At 37.6% G+C, this 14,754-nt stretch carries 17 protein-coding genes; 4 read left to right on the top strand and 13 right to left on the bottom strand.

Features of this window, described 5'->3' with window-relative positions:
- Positions 1-30: 30 nt before the first annotated feature.
- From ASF92_RS04430 to ASF92_RS04420, 3 genes are read right to left on the bottom strand one after another with little or no spacing between them, the layout of a single operon-like run.
- Positions 31-1,086, bottom strand: coding sequence for an ABC transporter permease (locus tag ASF92_RS04430; RefSeq protein WP_056088330.1), 1,056 nt, complete (start codon positions 1,084-1,086; stop codon positions 31-33).
- Complete coding sequence (locus ASF92_RS04425) at positions 1,087-2,238, bottom strand: BT_3928 family protein (protein WP_056088327.1); 1,152 nt, start codon at positions 2,236-2,238, stop codon at positions 1,087-1,089.
- Entirely contained in the window at positions 2,235-2,789 is a 555-nt protein-coding gene (locus tag ASF92_RS04420) for a DUF1599 domain-containing protein (protein ID WP_231729739.1), read from the bottom strand. The genes ASF92_RS04425 and ASF92_RS04420 overlap by 4 nt, the downstream gene beginning before the upstream one ends.
- Before the next feature lie 92 nt (positions 2,790-2,881).
- Between ASF92_RS04420 and folP the strand changes: the two genes are divergently transcribed.
- Together folP and cdaA are read left to right on the top strand one after the other, a co-directional pair.
- Positions 2,882-3,748, top strand: coding sequence for a dihydropteroate synthase (folP, locus tag ASF92_RS04415; protein ID WP_056088324.1), 867 nt, complete (start codon positions 2,882-2,884; stop codon positions 3,746-3,748).
- A gap of 89 nt (positions 3,749-3,837) precedes the next feature.
- Positions 3,838-4,629 (top strand): diadenylate cyclase CdaA, encoded by a 792-nt coding sequence (gene cdaA, locus ASF92_RS04410; RefSeq protein WP_056088321.1) that lies wholly within the window; start codon positions 3,838-3,840, stop codon positions 4,627-4,629.
- A 107-nt stretch (positions 4,630-4,736) separates the two neighbouring features.
- Here cdaA and ASF92_RS04405 read toward each other — a convergent pair whose 3' ends face one another.
- From ASF92_RS04405 to recJ, 7 genes are all read right to left on the bottom strand, one after another.
- The gene (locus ASF92_RS04405; protein ID WP_056088318.1) at positions 4,737-5,147 is read right to left on the bottom strand and encodes a BrxA/BrxB family bacilliredoxin; all 411 of its coding nucleotides are present in this window, start codon (positions 5,145-5,147) and stop codon (positions 4,737-4,739) included.
- 106 nt (positions 5,148-5,253) lie between these two features.
- Entirely contained in the window at positions 5,254-5,733 is a 480-nt protein-coding gene (locus tag ASF92_RS04400; protein WP_197413226.1) for a CCC motif membrane protein, read from the bottom strand.
- A 12-nt stretch (positions 5,734-5,745) separates the two neighbouring features.
- Positions 5,746-6,072 (bottom strand): DUF2752 domain-containing protein, encoded by a 327-nt coding sequence (locus tag ASF92_RS04395; RefSeq protein ID WP_056088315.1) that lies wholly within the window; start codon positions 6,070-6,072, stop codon positions 5,746-5,748.
- The gene (locus ASF92_RS04390) at positions 6,050-6,481 is read right to left on the bottom strand and encodes a YkvA family protein (RefSeq protein WP_056088312.1); all 432 of its coding nucleotides are present in this window, start codon (positions 6,479-6,481) and stop codon (positions 6,050-6,052) included. Before ASF92_RS04390 ends, ASF92_RS04395 begins: the two co-directional genes overlap by 23 nt.
- 52 nt (positions 6,482-6,533) lie before the next feature.
- A complete protein-coding gene (locus ASF92_RS04385) occupies positions 6,534-8,048 on the bottom strand; it encodes a GH3 auxin-responsive promoter family protein (RefSeq protein WP_056088308.1) in 1,515 nt (504 codons plus the stop codon).
- 9 nt (positions 8,049-8,057) lie between these two features.
- Positions 8,058-8,798 carry an LPS export ABC transporter ATP-binding protein gene (gene lptB, locus ASF92_RS04380; RefSeq protein WP_056088306.1) on the bottom strand — a complete coding sequence of 247 codons (741 nt, stop codon included), beginning with the start codon at positions 8,796-8,798 and terminating at the stop codon, positions 8,058-8,060.
- Between the two features lie 91 nt (positions 8,799-8,889).
- Positions 8,890-10,593: a single-stranded-DNA-specific exonuclease RecJ gene (gene recJ / locus ASF92_RS04375; RefSeq protein ID WP_056088303.1), complete on the bottom strand. Its 1,704-nt coding sequence runs from the start codon at positions 10,591-10,593 to the stop codon at positions 8,890-8,892.
- 52 nt (positions 10,594-10,645) lie between these two features.
- Between recJ and ASF92_RS04370 the strand changes: the two genes are divergently transcribed.
- Positions 10,646-11,410 (top strand): MBL fold metallo-hydrolase, encoded by a 765-nt coding sequence (locus ASF92_RS04370; RefSeq protein ID WP_197413225.1) that lies wholly within the window; start codon positions 10,646-10,648, stop codon positions 11,408-11,410.
- A 243-nt stretch (positions 11,411-11,653) separates the two neighbouring features.
- Here ASF92_RS04370 and ASF92_RS04365 read toward each other — a convergent pair whose 3' ends face one another.
- Both ASF92_RS04365 and ASF92_RS04360 read right to left on the bottom strand, forming a co-directional pair.
- Positions 11,654-12,238 (bottom strand): YceI family protein, encoded by a 585-nt coding sequence (locus ASF92_RS04365; RefSeq protein ID WP_056088297.1) that lies wholly within the window; start codon positions 12,236-12,238, stop codon positions 11,654-11,656.
- Between the two features lie 151 nt (positions 12,239-12,389).
- Positions 12,390-13,463 (bottom strand): serine hydrolase, encoded by a 1,074-nt coding sequence (locus ASF92_RS04360; RefSeq protein WP_056088294.1) that lies wholly within the window; start codon positions 13,461-13,463, stop codon positions 12,390-12,392.
- Between the two features lie 106 nt (positions 13,464-13,569).
- Between ASF92_RS04360 and ASF92_RS04355 the strand changes: the two genes are divergently transcribed.
- Positions 13,570-13,932 carry a glyoxalase gene (locus ASF92_RS04355; protein WP_056088290.1) on the top strand — a complete coding sequence of 121 codons (363 nt, stop codon included), beginning with the start codon at positions 13,570-13,572 and terminating at the stop codon, positions 13,930-13,932.
- Positions 13,933-14,092: 160 nt separating this feature from the next.
- Here ASF92_RS04355 and can read toward each other — a convergent pair whose 3' ends face one another.
- Entirely contained in the window at positions 14,093-14,749 is a 657-nt protein-coding gene (gene can / locus ASF92_RS04350) for a carbonate dehydratase (protein WP_056088287.1), read from the bottom strand.
- Positions 14,750-14,754 lie beyond the last annotated feature (5 nt).

Raw genomic sequence — 14,754 nt, 5'->3', positions numbered from 1 at the left:
TGTTATATGTTTCTGAGGGCACATTGTCATTTATATTAATTTTACCCTTGGGTCAACGTATGCGTAAAGAATATCGACAAGAATGTTTATCACCACAAATACAAAAGCAATAAACAAAATAGAGCCCATTACTACCGGAAAATCTGACATTTCGAGTGCATTAACTGTTGTTCTGCCCAATCCATTGTAACCAAAAATGTATTCAACAAAGAACGAACCCGCCAATAAAGAGGCAAACCAACCAGAAATAGCAGTGATTACCGGATTCAGTGCATTCTTTAAAGCATGTTTATAAATTATTGCGTTTCGTCCCAATCCTTTTGCCCGAGCCGTACGAATATAATCCTGGGCCAAAACATCAAGCATTGCACTTCGCGTTAACTGAACAATAATTGCCAGAGGCCTTAACCCCAGGGTTATCATTGGTAACCAAAGATTTCTTAAGGTTAATATTTCCCCACGAAAAGGATCGTAGCTATACAAACTTCCACTCATTCTTAAACCTGTATAGTTACTCAAAACAAAACCAAATAGCCAGGCAATTACAATTCCGGCAAAGAAAGAAGGTGCGGAAATGCCCAGAATTGCAAATGCATTTGCCGATTTATCAATCCATGAATCTTTATAAACAGCGGATAGCACCCCTAAAAACACACCAATGATGGTTGCAAAAATCATAGCCGTTAGTGCGAGAATAAAAGTATTTGGAACAGTTTCGGAAAGTATTGCCGTTACGTCTCTTTTGGTTTGATACGAACTTCTAAGATAAGGCCATTTTAATACCAACGCCTTTTTATCAAGATTAATCAACTTGGCAAAATGATATTTCTTTTGAGCAATGCTGTCGTTATCGACTAGGCTAATCGGCGATAAATCATTTACATATAAAATGAATTGAACTGGTTTTGATTTATCTAAACCAAATTCTTTTCTAACAGCTTCCAATGATTGAACATCCGCCCGCTGCCCCATCGTCATTCTGGCCGGGTCGCCGGGTAAAATATTAAATAATAAAAAAACAACCAGCACAACACCAGCCATAACCAGTAATCCATACAAGAGCTTCTTTGTGGTGTAGGCCAACATTTATTTGCTAAAATATTTACTACTTAACTGTTCAAAATTAGGCACATTATGAAAATGCCATTTATTAATAACCACACCATTTTTTAAAAGTAAAATACCCGGATTAGCACGAACCATACTTTTTAAGGGAACTGCATCTGCGTAGAAAACTTCCGAAAACAAGTTGTTTTTTTTAACAAACTTCTGCGCATCAGTAGCAGAATTCGAAGTAAGTAACACCGTGCGAATGTTAAATTGTTGCGTTACATTCATTGCCAGTGCATTTAAATCGCCAATAGCTTTTGAGTTTGTATCGTTTAAGCTGTAGGCAACAAAAATCAAACTATAATAAGGATTTTCGATAAGCTCCTTCGTGTAGTCCGTTCCGGAAGCATCGGTAATTATAAGGTCTTTTATTTTCGGTTCGTAACCTTTTTTTATCAGGCTCTTAGATGGCTCGCCGATGATTTCCCAGTTATTATCCTTCCATATTTCGGTTTTAAGGTAATCCTTATCACTCATGTCTTTTTCAGCTTTGGTCGCTTTATTTTTGAGATGGTACATAATCTGATACTCATCGGGCTGTTCGCCGGGAGGAATAACCATCAAAGAAGGGATATGTGCCCCAATTTTATAAGGAAGAAAATCGATTACGGGCAGGAAATTATAAGTATATAAGCCAACCAGAAGAGAAATTGCGATAACAGCTATCGATATATTTCGTTGTGATGCTGCCTTTCTGAAAACCGGCTGAATTAAATTTCTATTCAGAAAAATAAAAACGATTAATACCAAGAGCACCAAATCTTTACTGAACGATTGCCATGGTGTTAAAGGAATTGCATCGCCAAAACAACCGCAGCTCGTTACAACTTTAAAAAATGCAGATACGAAGGTAAGCAGTGTGAAAAAGACAATTAATGAAAGCAAACCCCACGAAACCTTTTTGCCCCAAAAACCGAGTAACAGTAAAGCACCTAAAACAATTTCAAGTGTGCAAAGCAAGATCGCTATTCCAGTTGCCACCGGACTGAAAAAGCTCATCTGAAAAACTTCAAAGTACTCCTGAAGTTTGTATCCGAAACCAAGGGGATCATTGGCCTTTATCAATCCTGAAAAGATAAATAAAATGCCGACAAAGATTCTTGAAAAGGTTAGTGCTATATTTTTCATTTATTTACTCCAAGTTTTATCAAAGCAAATACGGAATAGTTCAACATATCCTGGTAGTTTGCATTTACTCCTTCGGACGCCAGTGTTTGTCCCTCATTATCTTCAATTTGCTTCACCCGAAAAATCTTCATCAAAATTAAATCAGTTAACGAACTGATGCGCATATCTCTCCAGGCCTCTCCATAATCGTGGTTTTTTGCAAACATTAAGTCTTTCGTTTCACGAACTTTTGTTTCAAACAGCGATTGAACAATATCGAAAGGCATGTCAGTTGGGTCATTTTCCGTAAGCTCCAGCTGCATCATTGCAATAACACAATAATTGATAATGCCGATATATTCAGAAGTGATTCCCTCGCCAACCAAACTTACTTTTTTTTCTTCTAAAGTGCGGATGCGCTGGGCTTTAATAAAAATCTGGTCAGTAATAGAACTTGGCCTCAAAATACGCCATGCAGTGCCGTAATCTTTAGTTTTTTTAAGGAACAAGGATCTGCACACTGCAATCACATCATCAAATTCGGCAGTGGTATTTGTTTGTGTCAAGGCCAATAGTTATTTAGTTTTAATGTATTTTTGTTTCTATCAAAAACAAAGCTAAAGATACATTTTTATAGCGAAACCCAAATCCGGAAGGGCTTAATATGGTAGAAAAAAATTTTTTTGAAGCAAAACAAAGCTTGAATATAAAAGGGAAAATGTTTGATTTAAGCACACCAAAAGTGATGGGTATCCTAAACATTACGCCCGACTCTTTTTACAGCAATAGCCGAACGAATTCTATTGTAGAAGCACTACGAAAAACAGAGCAATTTCTGAATGAAGGCGCTTCTTTTATTGATATTGGAGGTTACTCATCGAGGCCCGGAGCAAAAGACATTTCTGAAGATGAAGAGTTGAGCAGGCTAGTCCCTGTAATTGAAGCTCTGCATCAAAACCTTCCTGAGGCCATAATTTCGATAGACACGTTCAGGGCAAAGGTGGCTGAAGAATCGATCCTGGCAGGCGCACACATAATAAACGATATTGCCGCCGGTGAATTGGACGAGAAAATGTTCGAAACCGTGGCAAAACTGCAAGTACCTTACATTTTCATGCATATGCAGGGAACACCTCAAAATATGCAACAAAATCCTGTTTACAATAATATTTTGCTTGAGGTCATTGATTACTTCGCTAAGAAAATATCCATTTTAAAAGCTTTGAAAGTTAATGACTTAATAGTTGATCCCGGTTTTGGCTTCGGAAAAACAATTGAACACAATTACGAGCTTCTCAACCAGATGCAGGATTTTAAAATTTTCAATCTTCCTGTGCTGGTTGGCTTTTCCCGGAAAGGAATGATTCATAAGGTATTGAACAACACCGCCACCGAAGCCTTAAATGGAACAACGGTACTCAACACAATTGCGTTGCAAAAAGGGGCCAAGATTTTAAGGGTTCATGATGTAAAAGAAGCAGCGGAATGCGTGAAGCTAGTTGATAGATTAGATTGTTCAATTGTTCATTAGTTATTGGTTCACTCTTTTTTAATTTAAAGTATTGGTAACTAATCATCTGAAAATTGTAAACTGAAAACCCTTTTGCTATCTTGCCCTTAATGAAAGGATTAGACTTCGATTTTGTAAAATTTACCGTAACCGATGTGGTCGATATTGTGCTGGTTGCGCTTCTTATATACTACGTTTACACGCTCATCCGCAACACTTTAGCCGTAAACCTTTTAGTTGGTATGCTGATTATTGCGGTATTTTACAAAGTTGTTGATATGTTGCATATGAAGTTGCTTACAACAATCATAGAGAAATTTATGAGTGTTGGTATCATTGCTTTAATTGTCATCTTTCACCCCGAAATAAGAAGGTTTCTTCTTCTCATCGGGAAAAACGCTTTTCTACAGAAAAACAAGGCCTGGTGGGGCTATTTATTTGGTCGTAAAGAAATCGAGCGTAATAATTTAACACGTATAAAACCAATTATTGATGCCTGTAAAACAATGAAGAAAACCAGAACCGGGGCTTTAATTGTTTTTGTAAAATTTTATGATGAACAATTTTTCGCCAATAGTTGTGAAGTTGTGGATGCCAAAATATCTAAACGATTGCTGGAGAGCATATTTCAGAAGAACAGTCCACTGCATGATGGCGCAGTGGTAATTTCGGAAAATAAGATTAAAAGTGCCAGTTGTATTTTACCCTTAACGGATAATGACCAGTTGCCATCGCAATTTGGTTTAAGGCATAGAGCCGGAATAGGCGTTTCGGAAACAACTGATGCAGTTGCCGTAATAATATCAGAAGAAACAGGAGAAATATCCTATGCGAAACAAGGTAGAGTAAGAATGAATGTTTCGTTCGGCGAGCTGGAGAAACTACTTAACAAAGACTTTTAAGAATAAGGAACAAAGAGCAAGGACAAAAGAAAAAGTGCCCAAAACAAAAGAACAAGGATCAATAGACATTAAATCTATAATCCTTGTTCATTTATCTTCATTTCAGATTAACAGTATTGTTCAAAAGCGCCGATTAAGTTATCAGCGATCATTTGTGCAGGGCGGCCTTCAATCTGATGGCGCTCAATCATGTGTACCAACTTACCATCTTTAAATAAAGCCATTGCTGGCGAAGATGGAGGAAAAGGCATCATATAATTTCTGGCCTGGTCTACTGCTTCTTTTTCCATTCCCGCAAAAACCGTTACCAATTTATCAGGGTGTTTCTCGTGTGCTGCTGCCGCTCTAGCTGCAGGGCGGGCATTTGCTGCTGCGCAACCACATACGGAGTTCACAACAACCAAAACAGTTCCTTCGCCTTTAATAGCTTGGTCAACTTCTTGCGCATTTTTTAATTCTTCAAAACCTACGTTCGTTAATTCCTTACGCATTGGTTCTACTAAATATTCTGGATACATTATCGTGGAGTTTTTTATTTACAATTCAGATTACAAAAATAAGAAAATCGAACAGCATGAGCCATTCGATTTATATTTTTAAGGTAAAAATAACCTGAGTAAAAATTTACTGAAGTCCTTTTTCTCTCAATAATTCTTTCATTGTTTCCGGATCGCGTAATGCCGCCCATCCGAAAGCGATAATCATTGCGACCAAAGCTATAATATATAACGCACTCAAAATAACACCGATAATTCCACAAATTTTACCTGCCCTTGTATTTTTAAGAGAAGACAGAGAATAGGCTGCAGGGTTTAAATTATATTGCTTAATATCTTTACCAGCCAGAACCCAGGCAACGATACCGAATACCAAACCTAGTCCGTAGCAACAACATGCCGGAATTGATAAAATTCCCAAAACCAATGAAATTGTCGCATTAGGCAAATTTTGTTGTCCCATTCCGTTTCCAAACTGACCAAATGGTGGCAATTGTTGAAATGGCGGAGGCGTTGCAGGTGGTATTTGCACCGGGTCAGATGCAGAAATATCGCTTTTGATCGGATCTAATGGATTTTCTTGTGGAGTTCCTTGTTCTTCAGACATAAATTAATGTTTTTAGTTTATAAGTTGATGGTTGTATATTTTGTAAATGTAATTGATTAAGATAATTACCGCAATACCCATAAACATCAATTTAATTAGTAATGCGCCTAGCCTGAAATCAAGCTTAAGATGAACAGCCGTAAAAATGATTAAAATGACCAGCGGAATTGTCGCCGGATAGAAATTGAAAGAGTCAAACAAATTACCTTTTAACAAAGCTAAAACTGAGCGCTGTAAACCGCAGCCAGGGCAATCTACACCAAAATAAGCTTTAAATGGACAGCTTAACAGATGGTGATTTAACCAATCGAAAAGGTCAAATTTCTCTTGCGTCAGCATCTTCGATAAGATTGATTTGAGCATCTTTCCAGATTTTATATTTCTGTAAATCTTTCAACACTTGTTTATATACCAGATTCAGCACAAAAACATCATCAATAAAGCCAAGTACCGGAACAAAATCGGGAACTACATCAATCGGAGATAAAAAATAAATCAGACCACCGAGAATGGCCATAATAGAGCGTTTGGGGATTTCTGTATAATCGCCATTAACATAATCCTTGGCGACGGCAAAAAGCAAAACCATTTTTGTCCAAACGCCTTCAAGTTCACCTTTGTTGGTAACTGCTTTGCCTAAAGCTTCTTTAATGGTATCGCTGGCTTTGCTTTTATCTTTAAGTAAAACAGAGGCCTTACTTTCTGATTTTTTAAAGAAATCCAATATCTTTTGCCTGTTTAACTTCATACATTCAGCGATTTATTAATCAACGGAAAAATCTAAAATATAATATCTACGCTTAGGATTTCAATAGTTCCAGAATATCGTCGAGGTATTTTCGTTCGTTGGCTAAACGAGGAACTTTGTGTTGTCCGCCAAGCTTATTTTTAGCTTTTAGCCAATTGTAAAACGTGTTTTCCGGCACATTGTGCACTTTAGGACGACACAAGGCCATGTCTTTAAAACGTTTTGCATCATAATCGGAATTTATCTCACGCAATGTATTGTCCATCAAATCGATAAATCGTTCGAAATTGTCGGGTTGTTTGTCAAATTCAATAATCCATTCATGTCCACCTGCTTTTTCGCCTTCAAAGTATATTGGTCCGGCGGTGTAATCTTTAATTGAGGCTCCGGTTACGGTGCATGCCTTTGTTAATGCCTGTTCAGCATTATCAATAATTACTTCTTCGCCAAAAGCATTTATAAAATGTTTTGTTCTACCGGTAATTTTTATCCGATAGGGCGATAAAGATGTAAACTGAATGGTATCGCCAATCATGTAGCGCCACAATCCACCATTTGTCGAAATAACAATAGCGTAATTTTTATGCAGTTCAACTTCCCCTAACAATAGCGCTTCCGGGTTTTCCTGGCCAATATTTTCAATAGGGATAAATTCATAGAAGATGCCATAATCGAGCATTAAAAGCATTTCTTCTGAATTATCCTGATCCTGAATCCCGAAAAATCCTTCAGACGCGTTGTAGGTTTCCAGGTAATACATATCATCTGATGGTATCAGTTGCTTAAACTGCTCACGATAAGGGGTAAAATTTACGGCGCCATGAACATAAAGTTCCAGGTTTGGCCAAACCTCCAGCAAGTTTTTCTTACCTGTTAACTCCAGAACCTTTTTTGCCAGAACGATGGTCCAGGTTGGCACACCGGAGATGCTGGTTACATTCTCCTGAATGGTTGCTTCGGCCATTCGGTCCATTTTAATTTCGTAATTATCCATTAATGCAATGGACATATCAGGCGTTCGGTAATATTCGGCCCAAATTGGCAAGTTCTTTATCAGCACGGCAGATAAATCGCCATAAAAACAGTCTTCATTTAACTGATTAACCTGATGGCTGCCGCCTAATACCAGTCCTTTACCTGTAAACATCTGGTTATCAGTACGGTTGTTACAGTAAATGGAGAGCATGTCTTTTCCACCTTTAAAGTGGCATTCTTCTAAAGATTCTTCAGAAACCGGGATAAATTTACTTCTATCGCTGGTGGTTCCCGATGATTTTGCGAACCATTTGATATCCGATGGCCAAAGAATATTTTGTTCGCCATTAAGCATACGCTCAATGTAAGGTTTTAAGGTATCATAGTTTTGAATTGGAACCCGTTCCTGAAATTGCCTCTGGGTTAAAATCGATTTGTAGTCATATTTACGACCCCATTCTGTATTTTCAGCACTATCAATCAGGCTGTGGAACCACTCTTCCTGAACGTCGTAGGGATATTTCATAAAAAGCTCAATCTGATGGATTCGCTTTTTCATTAACCAGGTAAAAATTGAATTTACGATTGCCATAAGTCCGATTTAAACTGCAAATGTTTTACGTTTCAATACAAAGTTAGACCCAAGATATACTTTACGAACCATCTCGTTTTCGGCTAAAACCTCCGGCACACCTTGCTCAAGGATTTTCCCTTCGAAGAGTAAATAGGCTCTATCCGTAATCGAAAGTGTTTCCTGAACGTTGTGGTCGGTAATTAAAATACCGATGTTTTTATGCTTTAATTTGGCTACAATACTTTGAATTTCCTCGACTGCAATCGGGTCTACCCCCGCAAAAGGCTCATCTAATAAGATAAAGTTAGGGTTTGCGGCAAGGGCCCGGGCAATTTCAGTTCGCCGGCGTTCGCCACCAGATAGTAAATCCCCGCGGTTCTTACGAACCTTATGCAAACTAAATTCGTTAATTAACTCTTCGAGTTTTTCTTTTTGTTCTTCTTTGCTCATTTTGCTCATTTCCAAAATAGCTAGAATATTCTCTTCAACGGTCAGCTTTCTGAAAACAGAGGCTTCTTGTGCAAGATAACCGATGCCTTTTTGCGCCCTGCGGTACATGGCATCTTCCGTAATGTCTTCATCTTCTAAGAAGATACGACCTTCATTCGGCTTAATTAAACCCACAATCATGTAGAAGGATGTTGTTTTCCCCGCTCCGTTTGGCCCAAGCAAACCAACAATTTCTCCCTGACTTACATTAAAAGAAACATCATTAACAACAGTACGCTGTTTATATTTTTTAACCAGATTTTCGGCTCTTAATATCATTCGTATTTATTTTTGGAAAAAAGAACAACGATCAATGAATAAAGATTGGGCTGTTTAGCTTTTCTTGTCCTTCATCCTTGCTCTTTTATCCTTATTCTTTTATCTTAATTCCTTTAATATTCAGTTGCAAACGTTTCTTATCTCGCCACACATTCTCTTCTATGGTATAACAAACAGAAAAAGGAACTTTTGGTTGTAAAAGATTTTGATATTCTGCAAGACCAAATCCGATGCCTTCAAAAATAGCTGAATTTTGTTGTTTTATATTAACTTTTAAATGATTGCCACCAACAGCCATTGCATGTTGAGCAAGATATACGTTATGCGTAATAAATATCGGAGCCATATTTTCTGGCCCAAATGGCCCCATTTGCGCTAAAACACGATAAAATTTCCCGTCAATTTGAGCAAGTTCAATTTCTGCATCAATTTTAATCATGGGCGTTAAAAGCTCTTCGGTAATTGTAGCGGAAACAATTTCTTCAAATTTATCGGCAAAAGCATCCACATTGTTTTGCTGCATGGTTAAACCCGCAGCAAATTTATGTCCGCCATATTGATCTAATAAATGCGAACATCCGCTTAATGCCTCATACAAATCGAATCCTGCAACTGAACGACATGAACCAGCTACATGACCGTTCGATTTGGTTAATACAATAGTTGGACGATAATATTTTTCAGTTAAACGAGAAGCCACAATTCCAATTACCCCCTTATGCCAGTTCTCATTAAACACGACTGTTGTTTTCTTGTTGATTAGAATTTCGCTGTCGCCGATTAAAGCCAGAGCCTCTCTTGTGATGTCTTGGTCGTAAGTTTTGCGTTCGGTGTTTTTTAAATTTATGAGTTCACTCTGTTCTAAAGAGTTACCATCCACCTGACAAAGCAACATGGCTACGGCATGTTTTGCATGATCGATTCTGCCTGCCGCATTTATCCTGGGCCCTAAAGTGAACACTACGTCGGTAAGGGTGTAATTTTCAGTTTTGCCAGAAACTTCCATCAATGCCCTTAAACCCTCACAAGGATTTGTATTAAGTTTGCGAATACCATAAAAAGCTAAAATCCGGTTTTCTCCAATCACAGGAACGATATCAGCAGCAATGCTCACCATCACCAAATCCAGGTATTGCAAATAGGTTTCTTTCGGTAAATCATGTTTTTGAGCATAGGCTTGCGCAAGCTTAAAACCAATTCCGCAACCTGCAAGTTCTTTAAAAGGATATTCGCAATCCGCTCGTTTTGGGTCTAAAACCGCAACGGCTTTTGGAAGCTCATCGCCTGGTAAATGATGGTCGCAAATAATAAAATCGATACCGCGTGTATTTGCATAATCTATTTTATCAATAGATTTTATACCACAATCTAATGCTATAATTAACGAAAATCCGTTTTCACCTGCATAATCGATACCTGCCATAGATATCCCATAGCCCTCCAGATACCTATCGGGAATGTAATATTCAATGTTTGAGCTAAACTGAGAAAAAAAACTGTAGGCCAGGGCAACAGAAGTGGTTCCATCAACATCGTAATCGCCGTAAATAAGAATTTTTTCTTCTGTGGTGAGTGCGCGCTCAATCCTTTCAATTGCCGTATCCATATCCTTCATCAGAAAAGGATTATGAAGGTGTTCCAGATTTGGCCTGAAAAAATCTTTTGCCTCATCAAAACTGCAAATATTTCTTTGCACCAAAATTTGAGCAAGCGACCTGTCTATATTTAGTTCTTCAGCAATTCTATTTATCGTATCATCATTACAATCTGATGCTTTTACCCATCTTTTTTCCATTATATTTGTTTCCGAACAGTAAATATACTTTTTTAATTTAAATCTCTACATTTTGCAAGTTCATACCTTATTCGAGGGCACCTTTTCTGTTGATGCATCAAAGAAGTTTGTTCCTTTCGATTCTGCCATTCACAGTTTTAAAGACAGACCGGGTTCTTTGTTTATTAATGTTCAACCTTTTTTAGTTGAGCTAAGAAACGACTTAATTTTATTTGACACAGGCCTCGGTTTCAGCGATGACCACGGCGAACTGATTTTGCATAAAAATATTCGCAATGCAGGTTTCGACCCAACCGATGTTACGAAAGTTCTAATGTCGCATTTACATTACGACCACTCTGGAGGTATGATTCACAAAATGGCTGATAAAACGGAATTGAGTTTCCCTGATGCGGAATATGTGATCAACCGGGGAGAATGGGAAACTGCGTTCAGTAGCACCTCATCTTCCTACCATTCAGATATTTTCGAATATCTGCAACGTAACGCGCAATTGAAATTTGTGGAGGGTGATGGCAATTTGAATGAAACAATTGCTTTCGAATTTACAGGTGCACACTGCCCAAACCATCAGGTTTTCCTTGTAACGGAAGGGAATCAAAAAGTATTTTTTGGTGGTGATGTTTTGCCCGAACCTGAAGAACTGGTAAAAAACTTCATTGCTAAATATGATTTCGATGGTCGAAAGGCAATGGAATTACGCAAAGAATTTGGAAAACGTGCGGCTGAAGGAGAATGGGAATGTTTATTTTATCATGGAAAAAGTGCCGCAACTGGTTTCGTGGATGTGGTTGAAGGCGGATTTAAGATAAGTTAGTTCTAATTTCTTTTAATCACACAGGCCACAAAGAAAAGGCAAAAAGATCAAAAAGCTATGCGCACACGATTGATTTATGTTCAGGCTTAAGACATTAAAAAATACAGATGTTTGTCATAAGAGTGAAGAAATAAACTATTCAGTGCCTCCAGTGTTTCCGTGGTTAAAATATAAATAAAAAAAGGTCTTGACAAATGCCAAGACCTTTAAAAATGTTTTAACCTTTCCTTTAAAGGACGGAGTTTATTTTTTAGCTACTAATTTCACAGCTAATTCAAAATTATCATCAATTGCTTTGTCGCCAATGCTATCGAAGAATGATTTTGATCCGTAACGGATATCGTATTTCGTTCTGTCTACAGTAATTTTACCTGCTAAAGCAGACACAGTACCATCTGTATTTACACTTACAGTTGCAGGGAAACTTAATGGTTTAGTGATGCCTTTAATAGTTAAGTTGCCTGATACAGTTACAGCCGCACCTGAACCAGCAACTTTAGTGATTACAAACGTAGAAGTTGGAAACTTAGCTGTACCAAAGAAATCGTCTGCTTTTAAGTGACCTTCTAATTTAGCGCTACCATCGGCATCTTTAATTGAATTCATATCGATAGTAAAAGTACCACCTGTTACTTTTTTACCATCAACATTTAAAGTTCCTGACTGTAAAGCTACTGTTCCATTGTGAGAACCTGTTACTTTTTTACCAATCCAAGTTATGGTTGATTTTGCTGCATCTACAGTGTAAGCAACTGGTTTAATAGTTGTAAAAGCTGATAAAGACACAACTGCAACTAATAAGAAGATTGAAGAGATTTTTAATTTCATTTTCTGGTTTTTAATTTATAGTACAAAGATATAATTAAAGCCGACCCTTTATTATTGACCTATGTTAAGTTTTTCAAAAATAGTCGTTTTTACTTAAATCATTCTATTGACTAGAAAATATAGATTAGGTTTAATCTTAAGTGCTTAGTCATTATTTAATCAGGGATTTTAATGCTAATTTCGCAATTTCCCGGGTGATTTGCGTGGGTGAATTGCAGTCACAGTTTGTAAATCCGATTACGTAAATGTCTTCGGCAGGAATATAAACGCCCATTGTTTTAAAGCCAAAAATACTACCCCCATGTTCTCTAGTTGGTGTACCATTAATTTCTTTCAGATGCCAGCCGTAACCGTAGGAAAATGTTTCCCCTCTATTCAGTTGATATTTAGTAAATGCTTTGTCAATGGTTTTTGAGTTAACGATTAAATTTTTATTCAATGCATTTTGCCATTTTAGCATATCATCCACTGTCGACATAAGCGAACCTGATGAAAAAGGAATACTAAAACTGATTTTAGATTTGTTTACATAACCCGATTCTTTTTTCTGGTAACCATAAGCCCTCCCTTTAATAATTGCAACATCATTGGCATACCTTGAATGAACCATTCCTGCCGCTTCAAAAATATTTTTGTTGATGTAATTTTCGTAAGTGGCTCCCGAAATTAATTCGATTATATAGCCTAGAATTACATAGCCGGAATTATTGTATTCGAACTTTGCTCCGGCAGCAAAATCAACCGGCTCATTTTTAAAAAAATCGACCATTTGCTTTGGAGAGAAATCTCTTTGAGCCACTTGTTGTAAAGTTTTCATTTTGGTAAAATCCTTAATGCCTGACGTATGAGTTAGCAAGTGATGAATTGTAATTTTATTACCTGAGGGATAATCAGGAATGTATTTTGAAATTGAATCATTAAGATTTAATTTATTCTCTTCCGCCAGTTTCAAAATTGCTATCGCTGTAAACTGCTTAGTCATGGAACCGATTTGAAATACATTTTCAGGTGTCATATGTACACCTAATTCTAAGTTCGCATTACCGAAAGCTTTTTTATAAATTGTTTTCTCCCCTTTTGCAACCATTAAAACGCCACCCAGGCCATCCTTATCCTGAAATAGATTGGAAAGTAGGCTATCTAATTGCGAATCCAGACTTTGCGCCTTGGCAAAAAAGGGAATCGTGATTACAATCAACAGCAGGAGTTTCAGACTTTTTTTCATATAATTTGACTTAAACAAGTTTGACGAGGTTACGTCACATTTGGTTACAAGTGTGCAACCGGAATTAAAAATTTCAGAAATTATAATGTTTGTTTAACTTTAGTTTATGAACCACAACGCAAAATCAATCCGCCCCTTTATCGGTGCTAAAAATTTTGAAATATCAAGGGCTTTTTATCGTGATTTAGGTTTCGAGGAAGTAACATTAGGCGATAGCATGTCGGTTTTTGAAAGCGGCAACATGGCTTTTTATCTGCAAAATGCCTACGTTAAAGATTGGATAGACAACACCATGATTTTTATGGAAGTTGATGATGTTGATCGGTTTTACAACGAGCTTTTAGAACTAGATTTACAAAATAAGTACGAAAACGTAAGGTTAATTCCCATTAAAAATGAGGATTGGGGGAAAGAATGTTTTCTGCACGATCCGTCTGGAATTTTATGGCATTTTGGGGAATTTAAGTAAATGAGATTTAAGTAAAGATTTGGGAGGTGACTTTGCTTCGGAGAGGCCGGGAAAGCTCGGAAAAATGAATAACGGACATACAGGAAATATGCCAGCTAACCAAGAAAAATAAATTCCCCCGGCATTGCCGGGGGAATTTCAAAGCAAAGAAGTAATTTCGTTAACCGACCTTAAATGCAGGAGTAACGTCATCCAGACAAGTACAGGTAACTTCCATATCTTTAATAATACCTGTTTTTAAGCTGTAAACCCATGCATGCACCGCCAGCTCCTGACCATTTGCCCATGCTGCCTGCACAATGGAGGTATTCATAACGTTTGATGCACCTTCAATAGCATTCAATTCAACGAGGCGATCAAATCTCTGATCAGGATCTCCGATGGTAGCCATCTCTTGTTCATGGGTACGATAAACATCACGAATGTTTCTTAACCAGTTATCAATAATTCCCACTTGTTTATTCCCCAATGCCGCTTTAACGCCACCGCAGCCATAGTGGCCGCAAACAATAACGTGCTTTACCTTTAACACATTTACAGAGTAATCTAAAACCGAAAGCATATTCATGTCCGTATGAACCACCACGTTTGCAATGTTGCGGTGCACGAAAATATCGCCAGGTTTAGTATTCGTAATTTGATTTGCCGGAACGCGGCTATCTGAGCAACCGATCCAAAGCACCGGTGGATTTTGCCCCGCAGAAAGTTTATCAAAGAAAGCCGGATCACTATCGATCTTGTCCTTAACCCAATCCTTATTTCCCTGCAATAATGTTTCGTATGATATATCTTTTGTTTCAATTGTCTTTGCGCACATAGCTG

The organism is Pedobacter sp. Leaf176, assembly GCF_001424305.1.
In the GTDB taxonomy this organism is placed as follows: domain Bacteria; phylum Bacteroidota; class Bacteroidia; order Sphingobacteriales; family Sphingobacteriaceae; genus Pedobacter.
This window is presented reverse-complemented; position numbering and strand designations above follow the sequence as displayed.

Bases quoted from the DNA above. Each gene is read 5' to 3' on its own strand.
- ASF92_RS04430 (WP_056088330.1), bottom strand. From the start codon at position 1,086: ATGTTGGCCTACACCACAAAGAAGCTCTTGTATGGATTACTGGTTATG.
- ASF92_RS04425 (WP_056088327.1), bottom strand. From the start codon at position 2,238: ATGAAAAATATAGCACTAACCTTTTCAAGAATCTTTGTCGGCATTTTA.
- folP (WP_056088324.1), top strand. From the start codon at position 2,882: ATGGTAGAAAAAAATTTTTTTGAAGCAAAACAAAGCTTGAATATAAAA.
- cdaA (WP_056088321.1), top strand. From the start codon at position 3,838: ATGAAAGGATTAGACTTCGATTTTGTAAAATTTACCGTAACCGATGTG.
- ASF92_RS04405 (WP_056088318.1), bottom strand. From the start codon at position 5,147: ATGTATCCAGAATATTTAGTAGAACCAATGCGTAAGGAATTAACGAAC.
- ASF92_RS04400 (WP_197413226.1), bottom strand. From the start codon at position 5,733: ATGTCTGAAGAACAAGGAACTCCACAAGAAAATCCATTAGATCCGATC.
- ASF92_RS04395 (WP_056088315.1), bottom strand. From the start codon at position 6,072: ATGCTGACGCAAGAGAAATTTGACCTTTTCGATTGGTTAAATCACCAT.
- ASF92_RS04390 (WP_056088312.1), bottom strand. From the start codon at position 6,481: ATGAAGTTAAACAGGCAAAAGATATTGGATTTCTTTAAAAAATCAGAA.
- ASF92_RS04385 (WP_056088308.1), bottom strand. From the start codon at position 8,048: ATGGCAATCGTAAATTCAATTTTTACCTGGTTAATGAAAAAGCGAATC.
- lptB (WP_056088306.1), bottom strand. From the start codon at position 8,798: ATGATATTAAGAGCCGAAAATCTGGTTAAAAAATATAAACAGCGTACT.
- recJ (WP_056088303.1), bottom strand. From the start codon at position 10,593: ATGGAAAAAAGATGGGTAAAAGCATCAGATTGTAATGATGATACGATA.
- ASF92_RS04365 (WP_056088297.1), bottom strand. From the start codon at position 12,238: ATGAAATTAAAAATCTCTTCAATCTTCTTATTAGTTGCAGTTGTGTCT.
- ASF92_RS04360 (WP_056088294.1), bottom strand. From the start codon at position 13,463: ATGAAAAAAAGTCTGAAACTCCTGCTGTTGATTGTAATCACGATTCCC.
- ASF92_RS04355 (WP_056088290.1), top strand. From the start codon at position 13,570: ATGAACCACAACGCAAAATCAATCCGCCCCTTTATCGGTGCTAAAAAT.
- can (WP_056088287.1), bottom strand. From the start codon at position 14,749: ATGTGCGCAAAGACAATTGAAACAAAAGATATATCATACGAAACATTA.